This window comes from Streptomyces sp. NPDC048671 (assembly GCF_055587045.1).
Genome location: NZ_JBVJHB010000002.1, coordinates 427243 through 444489, shown reverse-complemented (window position 1 = coordinate 444489; position 17247 = coordinate 427243). Strand labels below are relative to the sequence as shown.

Genomic DNA, 17247 nt, shown 5'->3' with positions numbered 1-17247 from the left:
CCTTCCGCGTCTTTCCGGAATCGCTCACGGCAAACCGGCCCGGTCGCGCTCTCTTTCGCCGGCGTGCCGACAGGCCGGCACGCCGACCTCGCAGTCCAGCTCCGGTTCGCATCATTCAGGCGTGCCCGGACGCGGCGGCGGAGGCCACGGTCCGGGCCGCGAACGGGAGTCCGGACCGTCCCGTCTCCGATTGTTCGGCCGAATGCCACTGTGTGCACACTGCAAGGGTCTTCCATGGGGCATAGCGATTCTGGAACACTCCAGTCGCTTTCGCCCTTACGTCTCCTCACCCCACAGAGGCCCTCACTCATGGCAGAACTGAACCGTCGCCGTCTCCTCCAGCTCGCCGGAGGCGCGATCGCCTTCTCCTCTTTGTCGAGCAGCATCGCCCGTGCCGCGTCACTGCCCGCGAAGGGCCGTACGGGCACGCTCAAGGACGTCGAGCACATCGTCGTACTGATGCAGGAGAATCGTTCCTTCGATCACTACTTCGGCACGATGAAGGGTGTGCGTGGCTTCGGTGACCCGCGTCCGGTCACGTTGCCCAGTGGGAAGCCGGTCTGGCACCAGAAGGACGTCCTCGGCAAGGAAGTGCTGCCGTTCCGGCCGCCGGCCGACGATCTCGGGCTGCAGTTCCTCCAGGACCTGAACCACGACTGGGCCGGCGGTCACCGGGCGTTGAACAAGGGCGCGTACGACCAGTGGGTTCCGGCCAAGACCGCTACGACGATGGCGCACCTCAACCGTGAGGACATCCCGTTCCACTACGCGCTCGCCGACGCCTTCACCGTCTGCGACGCCTACCACTGCTCGTTCCTCGGCTCGACCGACCCGAACCGCTACTACCTGTGGAGCGGGTACACGGGCAACGACGGCACCGGCGGCGGGCCCGTGCTGGGCAACGACGAGGCGGGGTACGGCTGGAAGACCTACCCCGAGCGGCTGGAGGAGGCCGGGGTGTCGTGGAAGGTCTACCAGGACATCGGTGACGGGCTCGACGCCGCCGGCTCCTGGGGGTGGATCGACGATGCCTATCGGGGGAACTACGGCGACAACTCGCTTCTTTACTTCAACAGTTATCGTGATGCCGAGCCCGGCGACCCCCTCTTCGACAAGGCGCGCACCGGTACCGACGTCAAGAACGGTGACGGGCTCCTCGATGACCTGAAGGCCGATGTCCGGGCCGGGACGCTCCCCGAGGTCTCGTGGATCGTCTCGCCGGAGGCCTACAGCGAGCACCCCAACTGGCCCGCCAATTACGGTGCCTGGTACATCTCGCGGGTGCTGGACGCACTGACCTCCGACCCGGAGGTGTGGGGCCGGACCGCCCTCTTCGTCACCTACGACGAGAACGACGGATTCTTCGACCACGTCGTGCCGCCGTTCGTACCGTCCGGGGCCGCGCAGGGGCTCTCCACCGTGGACACCTCCGCCGACCACTTCCCCGGCGACATCCGTTACGCGGCCGGGCCCTACGGCCTCGGCCAGCGCGTGCCCATGACGGTCGTGTCCCCGTGGAGCACCGGCGGGTTCTCGTGCTCGGAGGTCTTCGACCACACCTCCGTCATCCGGTTCATGGAGGAGCGCTTCGGTGTGCACGAGCCCAACATCTCCCCCTGGCGGCGCACGGTCTGCGGCGATCTCACCTCGGCCTTCGACTTCAGCCGTACCGACACCGCACCCGTCTCGCTGCCCTCCACGGACGGATACGCGCCGCCGGACGGCGACCGCCACCCCGACTACGTACCGGTGCCGCCGGTCTCCGGCAGTGCGCCGAAGCAGGAGCCCGGCTCGCGGCCCACCCGGCCACTGCGGTACGCGCCCCTCGTGGACGGGGCGGCCGACCCGGCCTCCGGGAAGTACCAGCTGACCTTCAGCGGCGGCGACGCGGCCGGGGCGCAGTTCCTGGTGACGTCGGCGAACCGCACAGACGGGCCCTGGACCTACACCACCGAGGCGGGCAAGTCGCTCTCCGACAGTTGGAACACGGCCTACTCCAAGGACGTGACCGACCTCACCGTGCACGGTCCGAACGGGTTCCTGCGCGCCTTCCGGGGGCCCGGAAAGGCGGCAGGGCCGGAGGTGACCGCACGTCATGACCCGTCGAGCGCAGGGCTCGACCTGACTCTCACCCATGCCGGAACGGGGACTGTCCAGCTGACCGTGCGCATCGCGGACACCTACGGCGGCGGGGTGCAGACCTTCGCGGTGCGTCCGGGTGCGACCGTGAAGCACACCGTTGACCTGCGGGGCAGCAAGCGCTGGTACGACATCACGGTGGTCTCGGACGCGGACGCCACGTTCCTTCGGCGGTTCGCCGGGCACATCGAGACGGGCGAGGCCGGAACGAGCGACCCAGGCTTCGTCACCGGCTGATCGGGCCGCCGTCAGGGTGGCAGGGGCGGCAGGGGAGGGCCGGGGGATCGGGTCGGGTCCGGGCCGGGTTCGGGCCGTTCCGGTGCCGTCCCTGACCACCCGTCGACTGTGTGGCGCCGCCCGTCGGGGTCCGCCCCACGGGTGCGTTAGGGTTTTCATCGGGTCATGAGTTCCAGCGCGCAGCCCCGGCTGGCTGGACGGCACCCCGCTCCGCTGCGGGTGCTCCGGGTGACGACCTGCCCCGTGCGCGAGGTACGGGGAACAGCGGACCGCGGTGCAGAGCGCTCGGGGTCCATCATCCCCGGAAGGCGGGACTCACCATGCTGCGTCATCTCACCCAGAACGGCTCCGTGCGGAGCGACGGCTGCGACCGGTACGCCGCAGGCCATCAGGTGCACTGGATCCATGCCAAGAAGTGCCGGCAGGAACCCGGTCAGGCCGTCGAGATACTGCTGAGCGCCGGTGACGTCCGGGACGACGGATGGGTCGAACTGCGTGCCGCGTTCGACTACGCGGGCGGCCTTCCAGCGGTCTGGACGCACTCTCCGGACGTGCTGCGGGAGTCGCTCGCCCGTCACCGCGGACGCGTGTACTGGCTGTCCCGGTGGCACGCGCTGAAGCTGGTGGACGGCGACGGCCCGGTCGCCGGAATCGTCAACGTCGCGTTCGAGGGCGGGAAGTTGTGCGGCGTCCAGGGTTCCGGGCAGTCGTAGTCCGGGTTTGTCCGGGCGCGCGCTCAGGTTCTGTCTGTTCTGTTCGTTCCATCTGTTCTGTTCGTTCTGGCTGTTCTTTCGGGCGCGCTCGGCCACCCTCCGGCTCGGGGCGGCCGGGGGCGGTACCTGAAGATGTTGGCCAATTGTGTTGAGATGTCGGCCGGTTGCTTCGCTCCTGCTGCACATTTGATCGCCGTTGACCGCCGTGGCATCACATAAAATCCTTATAGTGGGCGTGCGTTGATCGCACGATCGTGACGCGTGAAGCTTCCGCCCACAGGAGTCAGGACGATGACGCGCCCATCCTCCGCACGGCCCGAGCCCGCCTCGCCCCCTCCGGCGTGCCCCGCACGCGCGAGGCCGGGGGCCGTGCCGCTCAGCGGGCCCTCGTTCCAGACCGAGCCGCAGGCCGTCTACCGCGTCATGCGCCGTGATCACGGGCCGGTCGTCCCCGTGGAACTGCCGGGCGGGTTCCCCGCCTGGCTGGTCATCGGATACCGCGAGCTCCATCAAGTAACCAGCGACGGCGAGCTGTTCCCGCGCGATGTCGGCCTGTGGAACCAGTGGGAGCACATCCCCGATGACTGGCCGCTGCTGCCCATGGTCGGGCGGCCGCTGCCGTCCATCTACTTCAGTGCGGGGGACGAGCACCGAAGGCACGCCCGGATGGTCGGACCCGCCCTCGAAGGGGCCGACCCGTTCGAGATCCGCAACCACTGCGAGGAGTTGGCCGACCGGCTGATCGACGCCGTGTGCAGCCGGGGTACCGCCGACCTCGTCGCCGACTTCTGCGAGCCCTTACCCGTGCTCGTCCTCGCGCGGCTGGTCGGGTTCCCCGATGGCGAAGGCGCCGATATCGCCCAGGTGTTGAAGGACCTGGCCGACGGCGGTCCGGGGGCGCAGGCGGCCCATCTGCGTTTCGGGGAGCACATGCAGCGGCTGGTCGCCGCCAAGCGTGCCGAGCCCGGGGACGACGTCACCTCCCGGATGCTCGCCTTCCCCGAGGCCTTCACCGACGAGGAGTACATGCTCGACCTGATGGCCATCACGGCCGCCGGGCACCTCACCACCGCCGACTGGATCAGTAACTCGCTGCGGCTGATGCTTACCGAGGAAGAGTTCGCCGAATCGATGGCGGGCGGGCGGCGCAGCGTGGCCGAGGCCATGAACGAGGTGCTCTGGGAGGACGCGCCGACGCAGATCCTCGCCGGACGCTGGGCCGCCCGGGACACCCAGCTCGGCGGGCAGCGGATCAGGGCGGGGGACATGCTGCTGCTCGGTCTCGGCGCCGCCAACACCGATCCGCTGATCCGGCAGAGCCTGTCCGGTCCCGGCGGCTCCGCCCAAGGGGGCAACGGCGCGCATCTCGCCTTCAGTCACGGCGAGTACCGGTGCCCCTTCCCCGCTCAGGAGATCGCCGAGACCATCGCGCGTACCGGTATCGAGGTGCTGCTCGACCGGCTGCCCGACCTTGACCTCAGTGTCGCCGTCGCGGACCTCGTACGGCGGCCCTCCGCGTTTCTGCGCGGGACGACCTCGCTCCCCGTCCGGTTCACCCCCGTTCGTACGACAGGAGACCTCTCGTGACCTGCCCTCACGCCGCCGCGCACACAGCTGACCCGGACCGCGGGACCGTCGTCATCGACCCCATGGTCCAGGATCTGGACGGTGAGACGGCGAGGCTGCGCGACGCCGGGCGGCTCGCCCGGATCGAGCTGCTCGGCGTGCCCGCCTGGACCATCACCCGGTATGCCGACGCACGTGAACTCCTCGTCGACCCGCGGCTGGTGAAGGATCTCGATGCCTGGGGGCTGTGGCAGAGCGGCGAGGTGACGCGCGCGTGGCCGCTCATCGGGATGGTTGACGCCGGACGGTCCATGTTCACCGTGGACGGCGCCGAGCACCGGCGGCTGCGGACCAAGACCTCCCAGGCGCTCACGCCCCGCCGGCTGGAGGCCATCAGGCCCGACATCGAGAAGTTCACCGAGGAGCTGTTGGACGCACTCGCCGACGGCGGCAGGGACGGGGCCGTCGTCGACCTGAAGTCGGTGTTCGCGCAGCCGCTGCCGATGCGGGTCGTCGGCATGCTGATGGGCGTGGACCCCGCCGAGAACGCCATGCTGACCAGGCAGTACAAGGCCTTCTTCTCGATGCTCACACCGCAGGACGAACGGCTGTCCCTGCTGGCCGAGTTGGACGTCTTCTACACCGATCTCGTGCGCGGCAAGGCGGCAAACCCCACCGATGACCTGACCTCCGCGCTGATCCTCGCGGAGGAGGGCGGCGAGCCCCTCACCGAGGAAGAGGTGGTGGGCAACCTCAAGGCGATGGTCGCGGCCGGCCACGAGACCACCATCGGGCTCATCCTCAACGCCGTACGAGCCCTCCTGGCACACCCGGAACAGTTGCGGATGGTCCGCGACGGGGAGGTCTCCTGGGAGACCGTGATCGAGGAGACGCTGCGGTGGGACACCCCGACCACCCATCTGCTGATGCGGTTCGCCACCGAGGACATCCAGGTGGGTGACGACGTCATCGCCAAGGGCGAGGGCGTGGTCATCTCCTACCGGGTGATCGGCCGGGACTTCGAGCAGCACGGTGCCGACGCGGACGCCTTCGACATCACCCGCCCCACCCCCATCCGGCACATGACCTTCGGTCACGGCCCGCACATCTGCCCCGGCGCGGCGCTCTCCCGGGTCGAGGCGGGGATAGCCCTGCCGGCCCTCTTCGCACGCTTCCCCGGGCTGCGGCTGGCGGTGCCTGACGCGGACATCCGCAAGCTTCCGGTGATGACCCAGAACGACATGGAGGCCTTCCCCGTACTGCTCGACGCCTGAGTACGGGCGACGCCGCGGCCGATGCCCGAACCGGGCCGGCCGGTGGAGACGTCGCCGGCTTCGACGGGGAGTCCCTCGCGGTCCGCTCCGCGCGGATCGCGCCGCTGCCCGCCAGGCCCCTGGACATCTGGCTCGGGGGAAGCGCACCCGCCGGGCTCCGCAGGGTCGGGCTGGAAGTTCGTGATCTATGCCGGCGGGACCCGGCCCTTCGATTCCTTCCTGGACCGGTTCGAGACGGAACCGCTGCCCCGGCAGAACTGAGCGCCTCGGGCATCGGCGTCGCGGCGCCGTCGCCACCTCCTGTGCCCGTCCGGGCGGGGGCGGCGCGCGGTGACCTGTGCCAGGCGTGTGCGTCAGCCGGTGAGGGCGGCCGACCGGAGTGGACCGACCGGGATATGCGCCGTGGTGAGCAGACGGCCGGGCAGGAGATCGCCGACCGGCCGGGCGACTGGACCCCCGCGGCCTCCCGAACCGCGGACGCGCCGGTCCCGCCGATGTCCAGGGCAGGCTGTCCGGCATATCGTGGCGGTAGCCGAACGGCGGCCGCCACGGCCGGCAGCGGCGCGGACCAGGGCGTGAACCAGCAGAGTCGAAGCGCTTCGACTCCGCTATGGACACGTTGTGCGTGCGGGTCTAGGCTCGCACCATCTGTGCATGTCGCAGCCACATGATGGGGAGTCGAAGCGCTTCGCCACATCTGGTCGAAACTGCCGGTGCAGGCCGGTATGCGTGCGGTGCTGTGCCGGTGTCGGACGTCGTTCTGTGATGGAGAGCTGAATGGTCACCCTTGCCGAGGTCGCACAGCACGCCGGAGTCTCCGCGAGTACGGTGAGCTACGTCCTCAGTGGGAAGCGGTCCATCTCCGTACCCACTCGGGAGCGGGTGGAACAGAGCATCAAGGAGCTCGGCTACCACCCCAACGCGGGTGCGCGGGCGCTCGCCAGCAGCCGGTCGAACATCATCGCGCTCATGGTGCCGTTGCGTACCGACATGTACGTCCCCGTGATGATGGAGATCGCCATCGCGGTCGCCACCACGGCCCGCACCCATGGTTACGACGTCCTGCTGCTGACCGGTGAGGAGGGCCCCGCCGCGGTACGCCGGATCGCCGGCAGCTCGCTCGCCGACGCCATGATCCTGATGGATGTCGAACTGCACGACGAACGGCTGCCCCTGCTGCGCGAGACCGACCGGGCGGCCGTGCTCATCGGACTGCCCGCCGACACCGACGGACTCACCTGTGTGGACCTCGACTTCGAGGCGACCGGGGCGCTCTGCGTGGAGCACCTCGCCGGTCTCGGGCACCGTGAGGTCGCGGTGATCGGTGAGGCGGCCGCGGTCTACGAGCGGCACACCGGGTTCGCCGAGCGGACCGTCGACGGGGTACGGGCCAAGGCGCGGGAGACCGGGGTGCGGGTCCTGCACCGGCCCTGCGAGGGCGGCTATCCGGCGATGGCCCAGACCCTCTCGCGGATATTCGACGAGCGCCCCGGCACCACCGGGTTCATCGTGCAGAACGAGTCGGCGGTGGAGCCGCTCCTCAATCTCCTGCGGCAGCAGGGACGGGCCGTGCCCGAGGACGTGTCCGTGGTCGCGATCTGCCCCGAGCAGGTGGCCGCCCAGGCGTCGGTGCGGCTGACCTCGGTGGCCATCCCCGCACAGGAGATGGGGCGCCGCTCGGTCGAACAGGTCGTCGCCAAGCTCTCCGGCCGCGGCACGGACGAAGTGGAGCTGCTGGCACCGGAATTGACGGTACGGGAGAGTACCGGCCCCGCCCCGATGTGACACCGGACGGCAGTACGCGCACGAGCCGGCCCCCTCGCGGGGGCCGGCTCCTGGTGCGTACGGTTCAGCTCGCGGAGACGCCGAATCCGTTCGTCGTGAAGTCCAGGCCGCCCTGGGACGAGGTGATCTCGTAGCCGAACTGGACGTCCCCGATGGTCTCGTCGCCCCACCAGCCCTTGGTGTCCTTGATCCACTTCAGGATGGGCAGGATGTCCACCGAGCCCGAGGTGGAGTCCGAGGTGCGCAGGAACGAGAAGACCTGGTTGGCCCCGTTGTCGCCCTTGTACACGGTCCAGGAGTGGCCGCCGAGCGTCACCGTCCCCTGCGACGTGCCGAGCGGGCCCACGGCTCCGTTGTGGTTGACCCAGAGCATCAGCTCGTAGTCGTAGTCGGTGTCCCAGATGTCGTACGAGGTGTTGTAGGCACCGGACGACGGGACGGTGACGTTGTAGTCGCTGGTGAGCGACGACAGCGAGGTGATGGACTTGCCGACGACCTTCTTGGCGTTCGGGTAGGACTTGATGCCGCCGGTGTTCGGGTGATTGGCCGAAACGCCCCAGTTGGATGACGAGTTGGCCCAGATGGACTGCGAACCCGCGCCGGAACCCCAGATGTTGTTGTACAGGGTGTATCCGTCGGAGGTGGTGTAGTTGCCCCACTGGTCCGAGGAGGACCAGATCGCGGCCTGGGCGGGGGCGGCGGCGAAGCCGATCAGAGCCGCCACTGCCGTTGCCGGGGCCAGTACGAACCTGCTGAGTGTGCGGGTGCGTGTTGCCATGGTTGTCCCTTCCATGGTGGGGGGATGGGGTGGGGGGAGTGCTACCGCGGCCCCAGTTCCAGGACGCGGTCCACGCCGGCCGTCAGCTCCAGCGGAGCCGCGGTGGATCCGGCGGCGGAATCGGTGAGTGTGCTGCCGTCTCCCGTGCGGACATCGACACGGGCGTCACGGGTGGGGTGCAGCACCGCGGTCGCGGTGCCGTCGGCGGACCAGCGCAGATCCAGGCCCGCGCCGAACCTGGTACGTATGCCGCGCAGTTCACCACTGGGGCAGCCGGTGAGCGGTGCGGGCAGCAGGACCAGCCGTCGCGGTGTCGACTGGACGAGCGACTCGATCACCGCCGCGGGCAGCGCGTGGGCGGCGTCGGCGTTGTAGACGTCGCGCCCCGGATAGTGCGCGCTCATCAGGGAGTCGTGGAAGAAGTCGCCCGCGAGTACGGCGTCCAGCGCGGCGGAGGCCCGGACGGCGTCCCGCAGCCGCGCCGCGATCAGCGCGTGGTGCAGATGGCCGTGGGCGGAGTCGTTCTCCGATCCGCGCAGCTCCAGCGCGCGATGCGCGGCGGCCGACAGGTCCGGGGTGTCGTACGGATTGATCGCGTCCAGTGGCCACACCGGGTAGAGATGGCTGAGGTGGCGGTGGTCGTCATTCTCCTCCAGGCCCGGCCACGCCCATTCGGCCAGCGCGCCGTCCCTGTTGACGGAGAACCTCGGGAGCCGGGCCGCCAGCGCGCGCCGGCGGGCGGACGCCGGGTGGGCGGGGGAGCGGTCGGCGGACACGGTCAGCGCGTGACGGGCGGCCGCGAGGTCCATCGTCGCGTTGACCGTCACCCAGCTCGCGTTGGCGGGCCGGTTCTCCGGCGAGTACGAGGGCACCACGGCGACGGTTCCGTCCGGGGCGGTGCGGGTCAGGAAGTCCTCGTAGAACAGGGCGGCCTCATCCAGGGCGTCGACCAGTCGCGGGTCCGTCACCCCCGTGGCCTCGGCGTGTTCGAGCAGCGGCTCCAGGAGCCAGTCCGCACCCGCCGTCCACAGATGCAGCGGATACGCGCGCTGGAAGTGGCGGGTGTGACCGGACTCGCCGTCGGTGTGGGACGGGGCGACGATCCCCCGCGCCCCGAAGATCGCCCGCGCGTTGTCCCGCCAGTCGCCGAGCTGGCCGTACACCAGGGCGGCATGGGCCAAGGACACCTCCGGCAGCGCGCCGGCCGCCGCCGACGCGATCTGGAGGTTGAGATTGGCGTTGGTGGTGAACGCCCCCGACCAGGCGGTGTCCCAGTCGCCCGTCCACAGACCCGTCAGCCGGGGAGGCAGCACACCGGAGGACGAGAAAAGGTGGTAGCGCCCCGCCGCGAACAGCCGCTCCAACAGTGCGGGACTGCCCGGCAGGCGCACCAACTTGCTTCCGGGCAAAGTGCGTTCGGCCGGATCGGCGTCCAGGGTCAGGGAGGCCCGTTCGAAGGCCGGCCGGTGCAGCGGGAGGTGCCGGGCGAGCAGCGCCGGGTAGTCGTCCCCCGGCAGCGCGGCGCACTCCGCCGCGAGATCGAGGCCGCCCGCATGGCGCCGCACCCGCGTGAGCAGCAGCAGACCGCGCGCACCCTCGACGCGGATGCCCTCACCCGACACCGACACCTTGCCGCCGTCCGCCCGTACGACGCTCACCCCGGTGTACGCGAGTTCGCTGTCCGGGTAGCCCACCCGCAGCGCCAGCCGGCCGCCGTCCGGGGTCAGTACGGTGCTGCGGCCGATCGCCAGGCCGGGCGGGGCGCCCGGCAGGGCGTGGTCCAGGGTCAGATCCACCGCGAGCCCCGGTCCGGACACGGACTGCACGATCACGTCGTCCGCGCGGGAGACGAAGACCCGGCTGCGCCTGCCCTGGCAGACGGCCGTGATCTCACCCGTGGCGAAGTCGACCGTGCGCCGGTAGCCGGCGAGCGCCGTGTCGTCACCGGGGGCGGGCGCCGAGGCGGGGGTGGGGCGGATCCGGGTCTGGAACGCCGGGTGGAAGGGCTGCACCCAGGCCAGCGGCCGGCCGGCCCCGAACCGCTCACCGGCCGTGGTGTCCCCGGCCAGCAGGGAGTCCCGCAGCCGGTCCAGCCGGTCCGCGAGCTCGGGCGGACGGGTGTGCTCGCTGCCGTTGGGCCGGACCAGTGCGTGGTGGTTGACGATGACCCGGTCGTCGACCGGATCCCCGTACACCATGGCGCCGTGCCGGCCGTTGCCGCCGAGGAAGGCGTCCTCCCAGCGGACGGCGGGGCGCGGTTCCCAGGTGCCGTCGGCCCGGGTGCGGCCGCTCACGGCGCCGCGCTTCTCAGTACGGCCACGCCGTGGCGGCCCAGCTCCACGGGGCCGTGAACCGCCCTGCCGGTCAGCAGGTCCTCCTGGGTGCCGGGCACGGACACGGTGACCGCGGCCCGCCCGTGGTTGAGCAGGAAGAGCAGTTCGCCGCGGCGGACCGCCTCCACACCGTCGGACAGCCCCGCCAGCACCGGTTCCGCGCCGGCCTCCCGTGCCACCCCGCCCAGCAGCGCGCGCAGCGCATCCGGTTCGGGCAGCGTCGACACGTACCAGGCCCGGCCCCTGCGCAGCACCGCGGGCAGCCCGGCCAGCTCACCGTCGCGGTAGGCGGCCACCACCTCGGTGCCCGCCTCCGCCTCCAGCTCCTCCGACCAGAGCCCGCCCCGGAAGCCGTCGCACTCCACGGCCGAGCCCGCGTCGAGCGGCCACCACTCGTGCAGCGTCCTGATGCCGAACAGCTCACGCAGCCGTGCGTCCATTCCGCCCGGCCTGATCCGGTCGTCCACGTCCGCGACCCCGCTGAAGAAGCCGCAGACCAGCCTCCCGCCGCCGCGCACATACGCCACGAGGTTGTCGATCGCGGTGTCGGTGAGCAGATACAGGTGCGGTACGGCCACCGCCTTGAACCGGCTCAGATCGGCCTCGGGGCGGGCGAACTCCGTGGCGAACCCGTTCTCCCACAGCGCCCGGTGCCAGCGCTGTACGACTTCCGGGTAGTCCAGCAGCGAGGACGGCCTGCCCTCCTGGGCGCCCGCCCACCAGGAGTCCCAGTCGTGCAGGATCGCCACATCGGCGCGGACTTCGCTGCCGCCGACGGCGGGGCCGAGCAACGCCAGTTCCGCCCCGATACGCTTGATCTCCCGGAAGGTGCGGCCCTGTTCACCGGCGTGACTGAGCATTCCGGAGTGGAACTTCTCCGAGCCCTGCCGCGACTGGCGCCACTGGAAGTAGCAGACGGCGTCCGCGCCGCGTGCCACCGCCTGGAGCGACCAGAGCCGGTTCAGACCCTCGGGCTTGGGGTGGTTGACCCCCCGCCAGTTGACCGGACCCGCGGCCTGCTCCATCAGCATCCACGGCCCGCCGGCCTGCGAGCGCGTCATGTCGGCGATCATCGCGTTGTACTGGCCGCCCCGCGGGTCCCTGGGGTCCGGATAGATGTCGACGGAGACGATGTCCTCCTGGGCCGACCAGGCCCAGGCGTCCTGCCCCGACCACAGCGGCATGAAGTTGGTCGTCACCGGGATGTGCGGGGTGTGCCGGGCGACGATGTCGCGCTCGGCCACGTAACACTCCATCAGCGCGTCGGAGGTGAACCGCTTGAAGTCCAGCACCTGCGCCGGGTTCTTCATGTACTGCGCCTTGCGCGGCGGCAGGATCTCCGTCCAGGAGTCGTAGCGCTGGCTCCAGAACGCCGTGCCCCAGGCCTCGTTGAGCGCGTCGACCGTGCCGTACCTACTCCGCAGCCAGCGACGGAAGTGGGCGGCCGTCTCGTCGCACCAGCAGTGGGTGCAGTACTCGTTGTTGATGTGCCACACGGTGAGCGCCGGGTGGTCCGCGTACCGCGCCGCGAGGTCCTCGGTGAGGGCGGCGGCGTAGCGCCGGTAGACGGGGGAGCTCGCGCAGAACTGCTGGCGCGATCCGTACCAGACGATCGAACCGTCCTCCGTGCGCGGCAGGGTCTCGGGATGCCGCGCACCCATCCAGGGCGGCGGGGAGGCGGTCGGGGTGGCGAGCACGACGCCGATGCCGTGTCCGTGCATCAGGTCCATCAGCCGGTCCAGCCAGCCGAACTCCCGCGCACCGGGGCGTGGTTCGATCTTCGCCCAGGAGAAGACGCCGAGAGTGACGGAGTTGACCCCGGCCTCCTTCATCAGCCGGGCGTCGTCCTCCCACACCTCCTCGGGCCACTGCTCGGGGTTGTAGTCGCCTCCGAAGAGGATGCGGCCACGGGCCGCGTCGCGCAGGGACGGCATGGCGTCTCTCGTTCCTTACTCGGGTTCCGGGTACTGGATGCCGCGGCCGTTGGTGCCCGGGTGGACACGGCCGTGGACGCGGGGGGATCGGTGACTACTTCGCCGGTCCAGCCCCCACTGATGGGCGTCGTCGTTGATCCGGACCCAGCCGGCGCCCGCGTCGTCCGAGCGCGGCACCGCCACGCGTACGTCGAGCGGAACAGGCCGGGGGTCAGCCCTTCACGGCGCCCGTGAGCATGCCCTTCTGGAAGTGCTTCTGGACGAACGGCGACAGCACCGCGACCGGGATCAGCGCGAGGATCATGACCGCCATCTGTACGGCGAGGCTGTTGATCGCCCCGCTGCTGACCGCCGCGCCCATGGCGCCCGGGGGCACCTGGTGCTGGAGGACGAGCTGACGCAGGATCATCTGCAGCGGGTACTTGTCGCTGTCCTGGATGTAGAGCATCGCGTTGAACCACTGGCTCCAGTAGCCGACCGCGTAGAACAGCGAGATCACGGCGATCACCGCCCGCGACAGCGGCATGATGATCTGAAGCAGGATGCGCCACTCGCCGGCGCCGTCGATCCGGGCCGCGTCGATGAGTTCGGGCGCGGTGTCCATGAAGAAGCCGCGCAGGACCAGCACGTTGAAGACGCTGATCGCGCTGGGCAGGATCATCGACCAGTAGCTGTCGCTCAGCCCGATGCCCGTGACCAGCAGATACGTCGGGATGAGACCGGCGCCGAAGAACATCGTCGCCATCAGGGTCATCAGCAGCGGGCGGTGGGCGTACGAGTCGCGGCGGCTCAGCCCGTACGCGCACAGGACCGAGACCACCATGCTGACCACCGTCCCGACGACGGTGAGGCCCACACTCACGGCGGCCGCGCGGGTCACCGCGCCCCCGCTGAGCAGCTCCTTGTAGGCGATGAAGGTGATGTGCTTCGGCCAGACGACCAGACCGCCCGCCTCGTTGATCGTCCTGGTGTCGGAGAGGCTGGTGACGAGCACCACCCAGATCGGGATGATCACGACCGCGCAGATCGCGACGAGACCGACGCCCTTGAAGGCGAGACCCGCCTTCGTGGGCTCCTCCTCCCACACGGGGCGGGGTTCCATGCGCAGGGCGCGCTGGAGCGGGGTCTCCGCGCGGGGTGCGGGCTGCGCCGGGTCCTTCTCATGTTCCAGGAGAGTTGTCATTTCTTGGAGTACACCCCCTGCTCACCCAGCATGTGGGCGACCTTGTTGGCACCCAGCACCATGGCGACGCTGAACAGCCCCTTGAAGATTCCGGCGGCGGCCGCGTAGCCGAAGTCGCCGGTCTTGATGCCCGTCCACCAGATGTAGGTGTCGAGGATTTCCGATGCGCCCGCACCGACCTGGTCGCGCTGGAGCAGGATCTGCTCGAAGTCGAGGTTGAGCGCACTGCCCACCCGCAGGACGAGCAGCAGCGCGATGACCGGGCGCAGCGCGGGCAGCGTCACATGCCACATGCGGCGCCAGCGGCCCGCCCCGTCCACGGCCGCGGCCTCGTACAGATCGGTGTTGACGGCGGCGAGCGCGGCGAGGAAGACGATCACGCCCCAGCCCGCGTCCTTCCACACCGCCTGGGCGGAGACCAGGAACTTGAAGAAGCCCGGGTTGGTCATCAGGTCGAAGCCCTCGTGGCCGTGGTCGCGCAGCCACTGGGCGACCAGTCCGGCGCCGCCGAACATCTGCTGGAACACGGTGACGACGAGCACCCAGGAGAAGAAGTGCGGGAGGTAGACGACCGCCTGGACCCAGGCCCGCACCCGTGCGCTCATGATCGTGTTGAGCAGCAGTGCGATCGCGATCGGGATGGGGAAGAAGAGGACGAGCTGGGTGACGAAGATGACCAGGGTGTTGATGAGGACTTCCCAGAAGCGGTAGTCCTCGAAGATCCGGGTGAAGTTGTCGAAGCCGACGAAGGGGCTGCCGGTGATTCCCAGGTCGTAGACGTCGTAGTCCTGGAAGGCCACGATGTTCCCGAGTAGCGGGACGTAGTTGAAGATCAGCAGCAGGGCGATGGCCGGCAGGGTCATCAGCACCAGGGTGCGGTCGCGCCGCAGCCGCTGGCGCCAGGTGATGCCGCCCGCCTGCGGTCCAGAGCCCGCGGGCCTGTCCTTCGCCGGTCCGCCTTTCGCCGGTCCACTCCTGGCCGGTCCGCTCCTCGCCGTACGGGAACGGCGGGCGCCGATCGCGCGGGACCTGCCCGTCCGTCCGCCGCTTCTGTGCGTGCCGTCACCGTCACCGTCACCGCTCCCGCTGCCACCGGGCGGGGCGCCGGCCCCGTCGGCGGTGCGGTCCGGGTCGGTCGGGACCGTGGCCCGTGGCTTCACCGTGTGCTCCCCATGTCGTGCTCTCCGCCCCGGCCGCCGGGCTTCCCGCGCCCGGCGGCCCTCTCGCTGTCCTGCGTACGGTCGGTGCGCGTCGTACGCGTCAGTTGCCGGAGCCGTTCTTGTCGAGAATGTCCTGGTACCAGGCGCGCAGCTTCTCGCCGCCGCTCTTCTTCCAGGTGCTCACCGCGTCGTCGACGTCGCTGACCTTCTTGCGGCCGCGGCGGATGTCCTTCTGCAAGTCGTCGAAGGGCGTGTACAGGGAGGCGTACCGCTGGGGTTCGACGATCTGCATGCCGAAGAACAGCGGCTTCTTGACGTTCGGGGCCTGGCGCGCCATCCAGGCCGCGTAGTCCTTCGCCAGCTGCGGCTGGTCCGGGTAGGCGATGGAGGTCGGGGGCGAGGCGAGGAACAGGAAGGTGGAGGGCTGGGCTTCCTCGACACCCTGCGGGGTGTACGTCGGCGCCCCGTCCTTGAGCGTGTAGTGGGTGCCCTCCACGCCGTAGTTGGTGAGCATGAACTCCTTGGTGCCGAACGGCGCGGCCGCGTAGTCGGCTATCGCGAGGAACTCCTCGATCTGCGCCTTGGAGAGCTTCTTGCTGAGGAAGGTGAAGATGCCCGCCGGGTCGTCCTGCCACAGCACGGGCTTTCCGCCGTCGTGGCTGAAGAAGTCGAGCGCCTGCATGTCGAACTTGGCGTTGGCGGTGGCCTGTTCGGTGACCATGCCCTTCCAGCCGCCGGTGCCGTCGTTGTACATCACCACGTGTCCGCTGGTGAAGCGGATCTTGGAGTCGGCGTCCTTGTTGGCCTCGGCGTCCGGGTGGACGTATCCGCCGTCATGGAGCTTGCGGGCGAAGGCGAGCGCCTCGCGGTACTCCTTCGTCTCGATCTTGTGGACCAGCTTGCCGTTCTCCAGCTGCCAGTAGTGCGGCGCGTCGGGCAGCAGGCCGTAGATCTTCTGGATGCAGGTCCACAGGTCGTCGAACGCCCAGACCTTCTTTCTCGGGGCGGTGTACTCCTTGCCGAACGCCAGCAGGTCGTCCGCGCTCGCCGGGACCGCGCCGGAGCCGATCAGGTCCTTGCGGTAGAAGATCGCGTTGCCGATGACCGGCGTCGGCATGGGCAGCCCGCGCAGCTTGCCGCCGAAGACGGAGTACTGCCAGGCGCCCGTCGGGATGTTCGCCAGGTTCGGGTACTTCGTGACCGCGTCGCCCGCCAGAAACGGGCTCAGGTCGGCGAACTTGGCGGTGATCGCGTTGCGGATCTGCCCCTGCATGTTCCAGCCGGGGATCGTCATGACATCGGGGATGTCCGAGCCGGCGAGCACCGCGCCGATCTTGTCCTGGTAGGTGTTGCCGTCCTGCGGGTCGAAGTTCAGTGTGGCGCCGACCGCCTCGTTCACCGCCGTGTAGTACGGGTTGCTCTTCTTCGGGACGGTGCCCCACAGCGGGGTCATGACGCGGAACTTCGAGCCCTTGCCCGGAACCGACTTCACCGAGGTGACCAGCGGGTCCGGCAGCTTGGTGAAGCCGGGGCTCGAACCGTTGACGCTCGCGACATCCGGCTCGACCAGGTTCAGCGGGGCGTACTTCGGTACAACCTTCTTGAGCGCCTTGCCCGTTGTCGTGCCCTCCTTGGCCCCGGAACCGGAACCGGAACCGCCGCACGCGGCGAGCAGCGGTACCCCGCCGGCCACGGCGACAGCGGCCACCGCGCCGGTGGCGAGGAAGCTTCTCCGGCTCGGAGCCGTGGAGGAGGGGGAGGAATTCGGCGTCATTGCGTCAACCCTTCGAGGCGCACCAGGACGACACGTGGCGGGTGACCGCCGTTCGGTTCCTGTGTCTGAGGTGGAGCGTTGCTGACTGGGCCGGCGTGACCGGCCGCAGGTGAAGCGGTTCAACAGGGAGGCGGCAGAACTTGCCGCCGTCCCGGGAAGTCCGGGGCGCCGGGCGCCCCTTCGAAGCTCTGTCGAAGCGCTTCGATGTTGCAGCGAGGTTAAGTGAAGGGTTCCGGTCGCACAAGAGTCCGTTTCCAGATTCCTCCGACCTGTTTCCTAACCGTTTCCTGGCTCAACGGGAGCCGTCATGTACGGAGGTCGAGGAGGGAGGTCTTGACACTGGCGGGGTCGGCCACGGAGCATCGAAGCGC

11 protein-coding genes and 1 riboswitch are annotated in these 17247 nt (G+C 69.8%); of the genes, 5 read left to right on the top strand and 6 right to left on the bottom strand.

All coding sequences use genetic code 11. The features are described from left to right. The first annotated feature begins 309 nt into the window (after window positions 1-309). The 5 genes from ACZ6S6_RS06400 (at window position 310) to ACZ6S6_RS06380 (ending at window position 7714) form a co-directional block, all read left to right on the top strand. Window positions 310-2376: a phosphocholine-specific phospholipase C gene (locus ACZ6S6_RS06400; protein ID WP_469704170.1), complete on the top strand. Its 2067-nt coding sequence runs from the start codon at window positions 310-312 to the stop codon at window positions 2374-2376. 161 nt (window positions 2377-2537) lie between these two features. Continuing rightward, window positions 2538-2647: riboswitch (SAM riboswitch) on the top strand. Window positions 2648-2696: 49 nt separating this feature from the next. After that, complete coding sequence (locus tag ACZ6S6_RS06395; protein WP_362954254.1) at window positions 2697-3089, top strand: hypothetical protein; 393 nt, start codon at window positions 2697-2699, stop codon at window positions 3087-3089. A 291-nt stretch (window positions 3090-3380) separates the two neighbouring features. Then, a complete protein-coding gene (locus ACZ6S6_RS06390; protein WP_362954253.1) occupies window positions 3381-4676 on the top strand; it encodes a cytochrome P450 in 1296 nt (431 codons plus the stop codon). Beyond that, window positions 4673-5929 (top strand): cytochrome P450 family protein, encoded by a 1257-nt coding sequence (locus ACZ6S6_RS06385; protein WP_469704169.1) that lies wholly within the window; start codon window positions 4673-4675, stop codon window positions 5927-5929. Before ACZ6S6_RS06390 ends, ACZ6S6_RS06385 begins: the two co-directional genes overlap by 4 nt. 777 nt (window positions 5930-6706) lie before the next feature. After that, window positions 6707-7714 carry a LacI family DNA-binding transcriptional regulator gene (locus ACZ6S6_RS06380; protein WP_362954252.1) on the top strand — a complete coding sequence of 336 codons (1008 nt, stop codon included), beginning with the start codon at window positions 6707-6709 and terminating at the stop codon, window positions 7712-7714. Between the two features lie 64 nt (window positions 7715-7778). Here the strand turns inward: ACZ6S6_RS06380 and ACZ6S6_RS06375 are convergent, their stop codons facing one another. The 6 genes from ACZ6S6_RS06375 to ACZ6S6_RS06350 all read right to left on the bottom strand — a co-directional run bounded on the left by ACZ6S6_RS06375 (window position 7779) and on the right by ACZ6S6_RS06350 (window position 16810). After that, entirely contained in the window at window positions 7779-8492 is a 714-nt protein-coding gene (locus ACZ6S6_RS06375) for a GH12 family glycosyl hydrolase domain-containing protein (protein WP_362954250.1), read from the bottom strand. A gap of 41 nt (window positions 8493-8533) precedes the next feature. Beyond that, entirely contained in the window at window positions 8534-10786 is a 2253-nt protein-coding gene (locus ACZ6S6_RS06370; protein ID WP_469704168.1) for a glycosyl hydrolase family 95 catalytic domain-containing protein, read from the bottom strand. Continuing rightward, entirely contained in the window at window positions 10783-12759 is a 1977-nt protein-coding gene (locus ACZ6S6_RS06365; RefSeq protein ID WP_469704167.1) for a beta-galactosidase, read from the bottom strand. The genes ACZ6S6_RS06370 and ACZ6S6_RS06365 overlap by 4 nt, the downstream gene beginning before the upstream one ends. A gap of 211 nt (window positions 12760-12970) precedes the next feature. Further along, window positions 12971-13942 carry a carbohydrate ABC transporter permease gene (locus ACZ6S6_RS06360; protein ID WP_362954245.1) on the bottom strand — a complete coding sequence of 324 codons (972 nt, stop codon included), beginning with the start codon at window positions 13940-13942 and terminating at the stop codon, window positions 12971-12973. After that, complete coding sequence (locus ACZ6S6_RS06355; protein WP_469704166.1) at window positions 13939-15102, bottom strand: ABC transporter permease; 1164 nt, start codon at window positions 15100-15102, stop codon at window positions 13939-13941. The genes ACZ6S6_RS06360 and ACZ6S6_RS06355 overlap by 4 nt, the downstream gene beginning before the upstream one ends. 100 nt (window positions 15103-15202) lie before the next feature. After that, window positions 15203-16810, bottom strand: coding sequence for an extracellular solute-binding protein (locus ACZ6S6_RS06350; RefSeq protein WP_362954530.1), 1608 nt, complete (start codon window positions 16808-16810; stop codon window positions 15203-15205). Window positions 16811-17247: the final 437 nt, after the last annotated feature.

Coding starts and splice junctions, on each gene's coding strand:
- ACZ6S6_RS06400 (WP_469704170.1), top strand. CDS start 310: ATGGCAGAACTGAACCGTCGCCGTCTCCTCCAGCTCGCCGGAGGCGCG.
- ACZ6S6_RS06380 (WP_362954252.1), top strand. CDS start 6,707: ATGGTCACCCTTGCCGAGGTCGCACAGCACGCCGGAGTCTCCGCGAGT.
- ACZ6S6_RS06360 (WP_362954245.1), bottom strand. CDS start 13,942: ATGACAACTCTCCTGGAACATGAGAAGGACCCGGCGCAGCCCGCACCC.
- ACZ6S6_RS06365 (WP_469704167.1), bottom strand. CDS start 12,759: ATGCCGTCCCTGCGCGACGCGGCCCGTGGCCGCATCCTCTTCGGAGGC.
- ACZ6S6_RS06395 (WP_362954254.1), top strand. CDS start 2,697: ATGCTGCGTCATCTCACCCAGAACGGCTCCGTGCGGAGCGACGGCTGC.
- ACZ6S6_RS06390 (WP_362954253.1), top strand. CDS start 3,381: ATGACGCGCCCATCCTCCGCACGGCCCGAGCCCGCCTCGCCCCCTCCG.
- ACZ6S6_RS06375 (WP_362954250.1), bottom strand. CDS start 8,492: ATGGCAACACGCACCCGCACACTCAGCAGGTTCGTACTGGCCCCGGCA.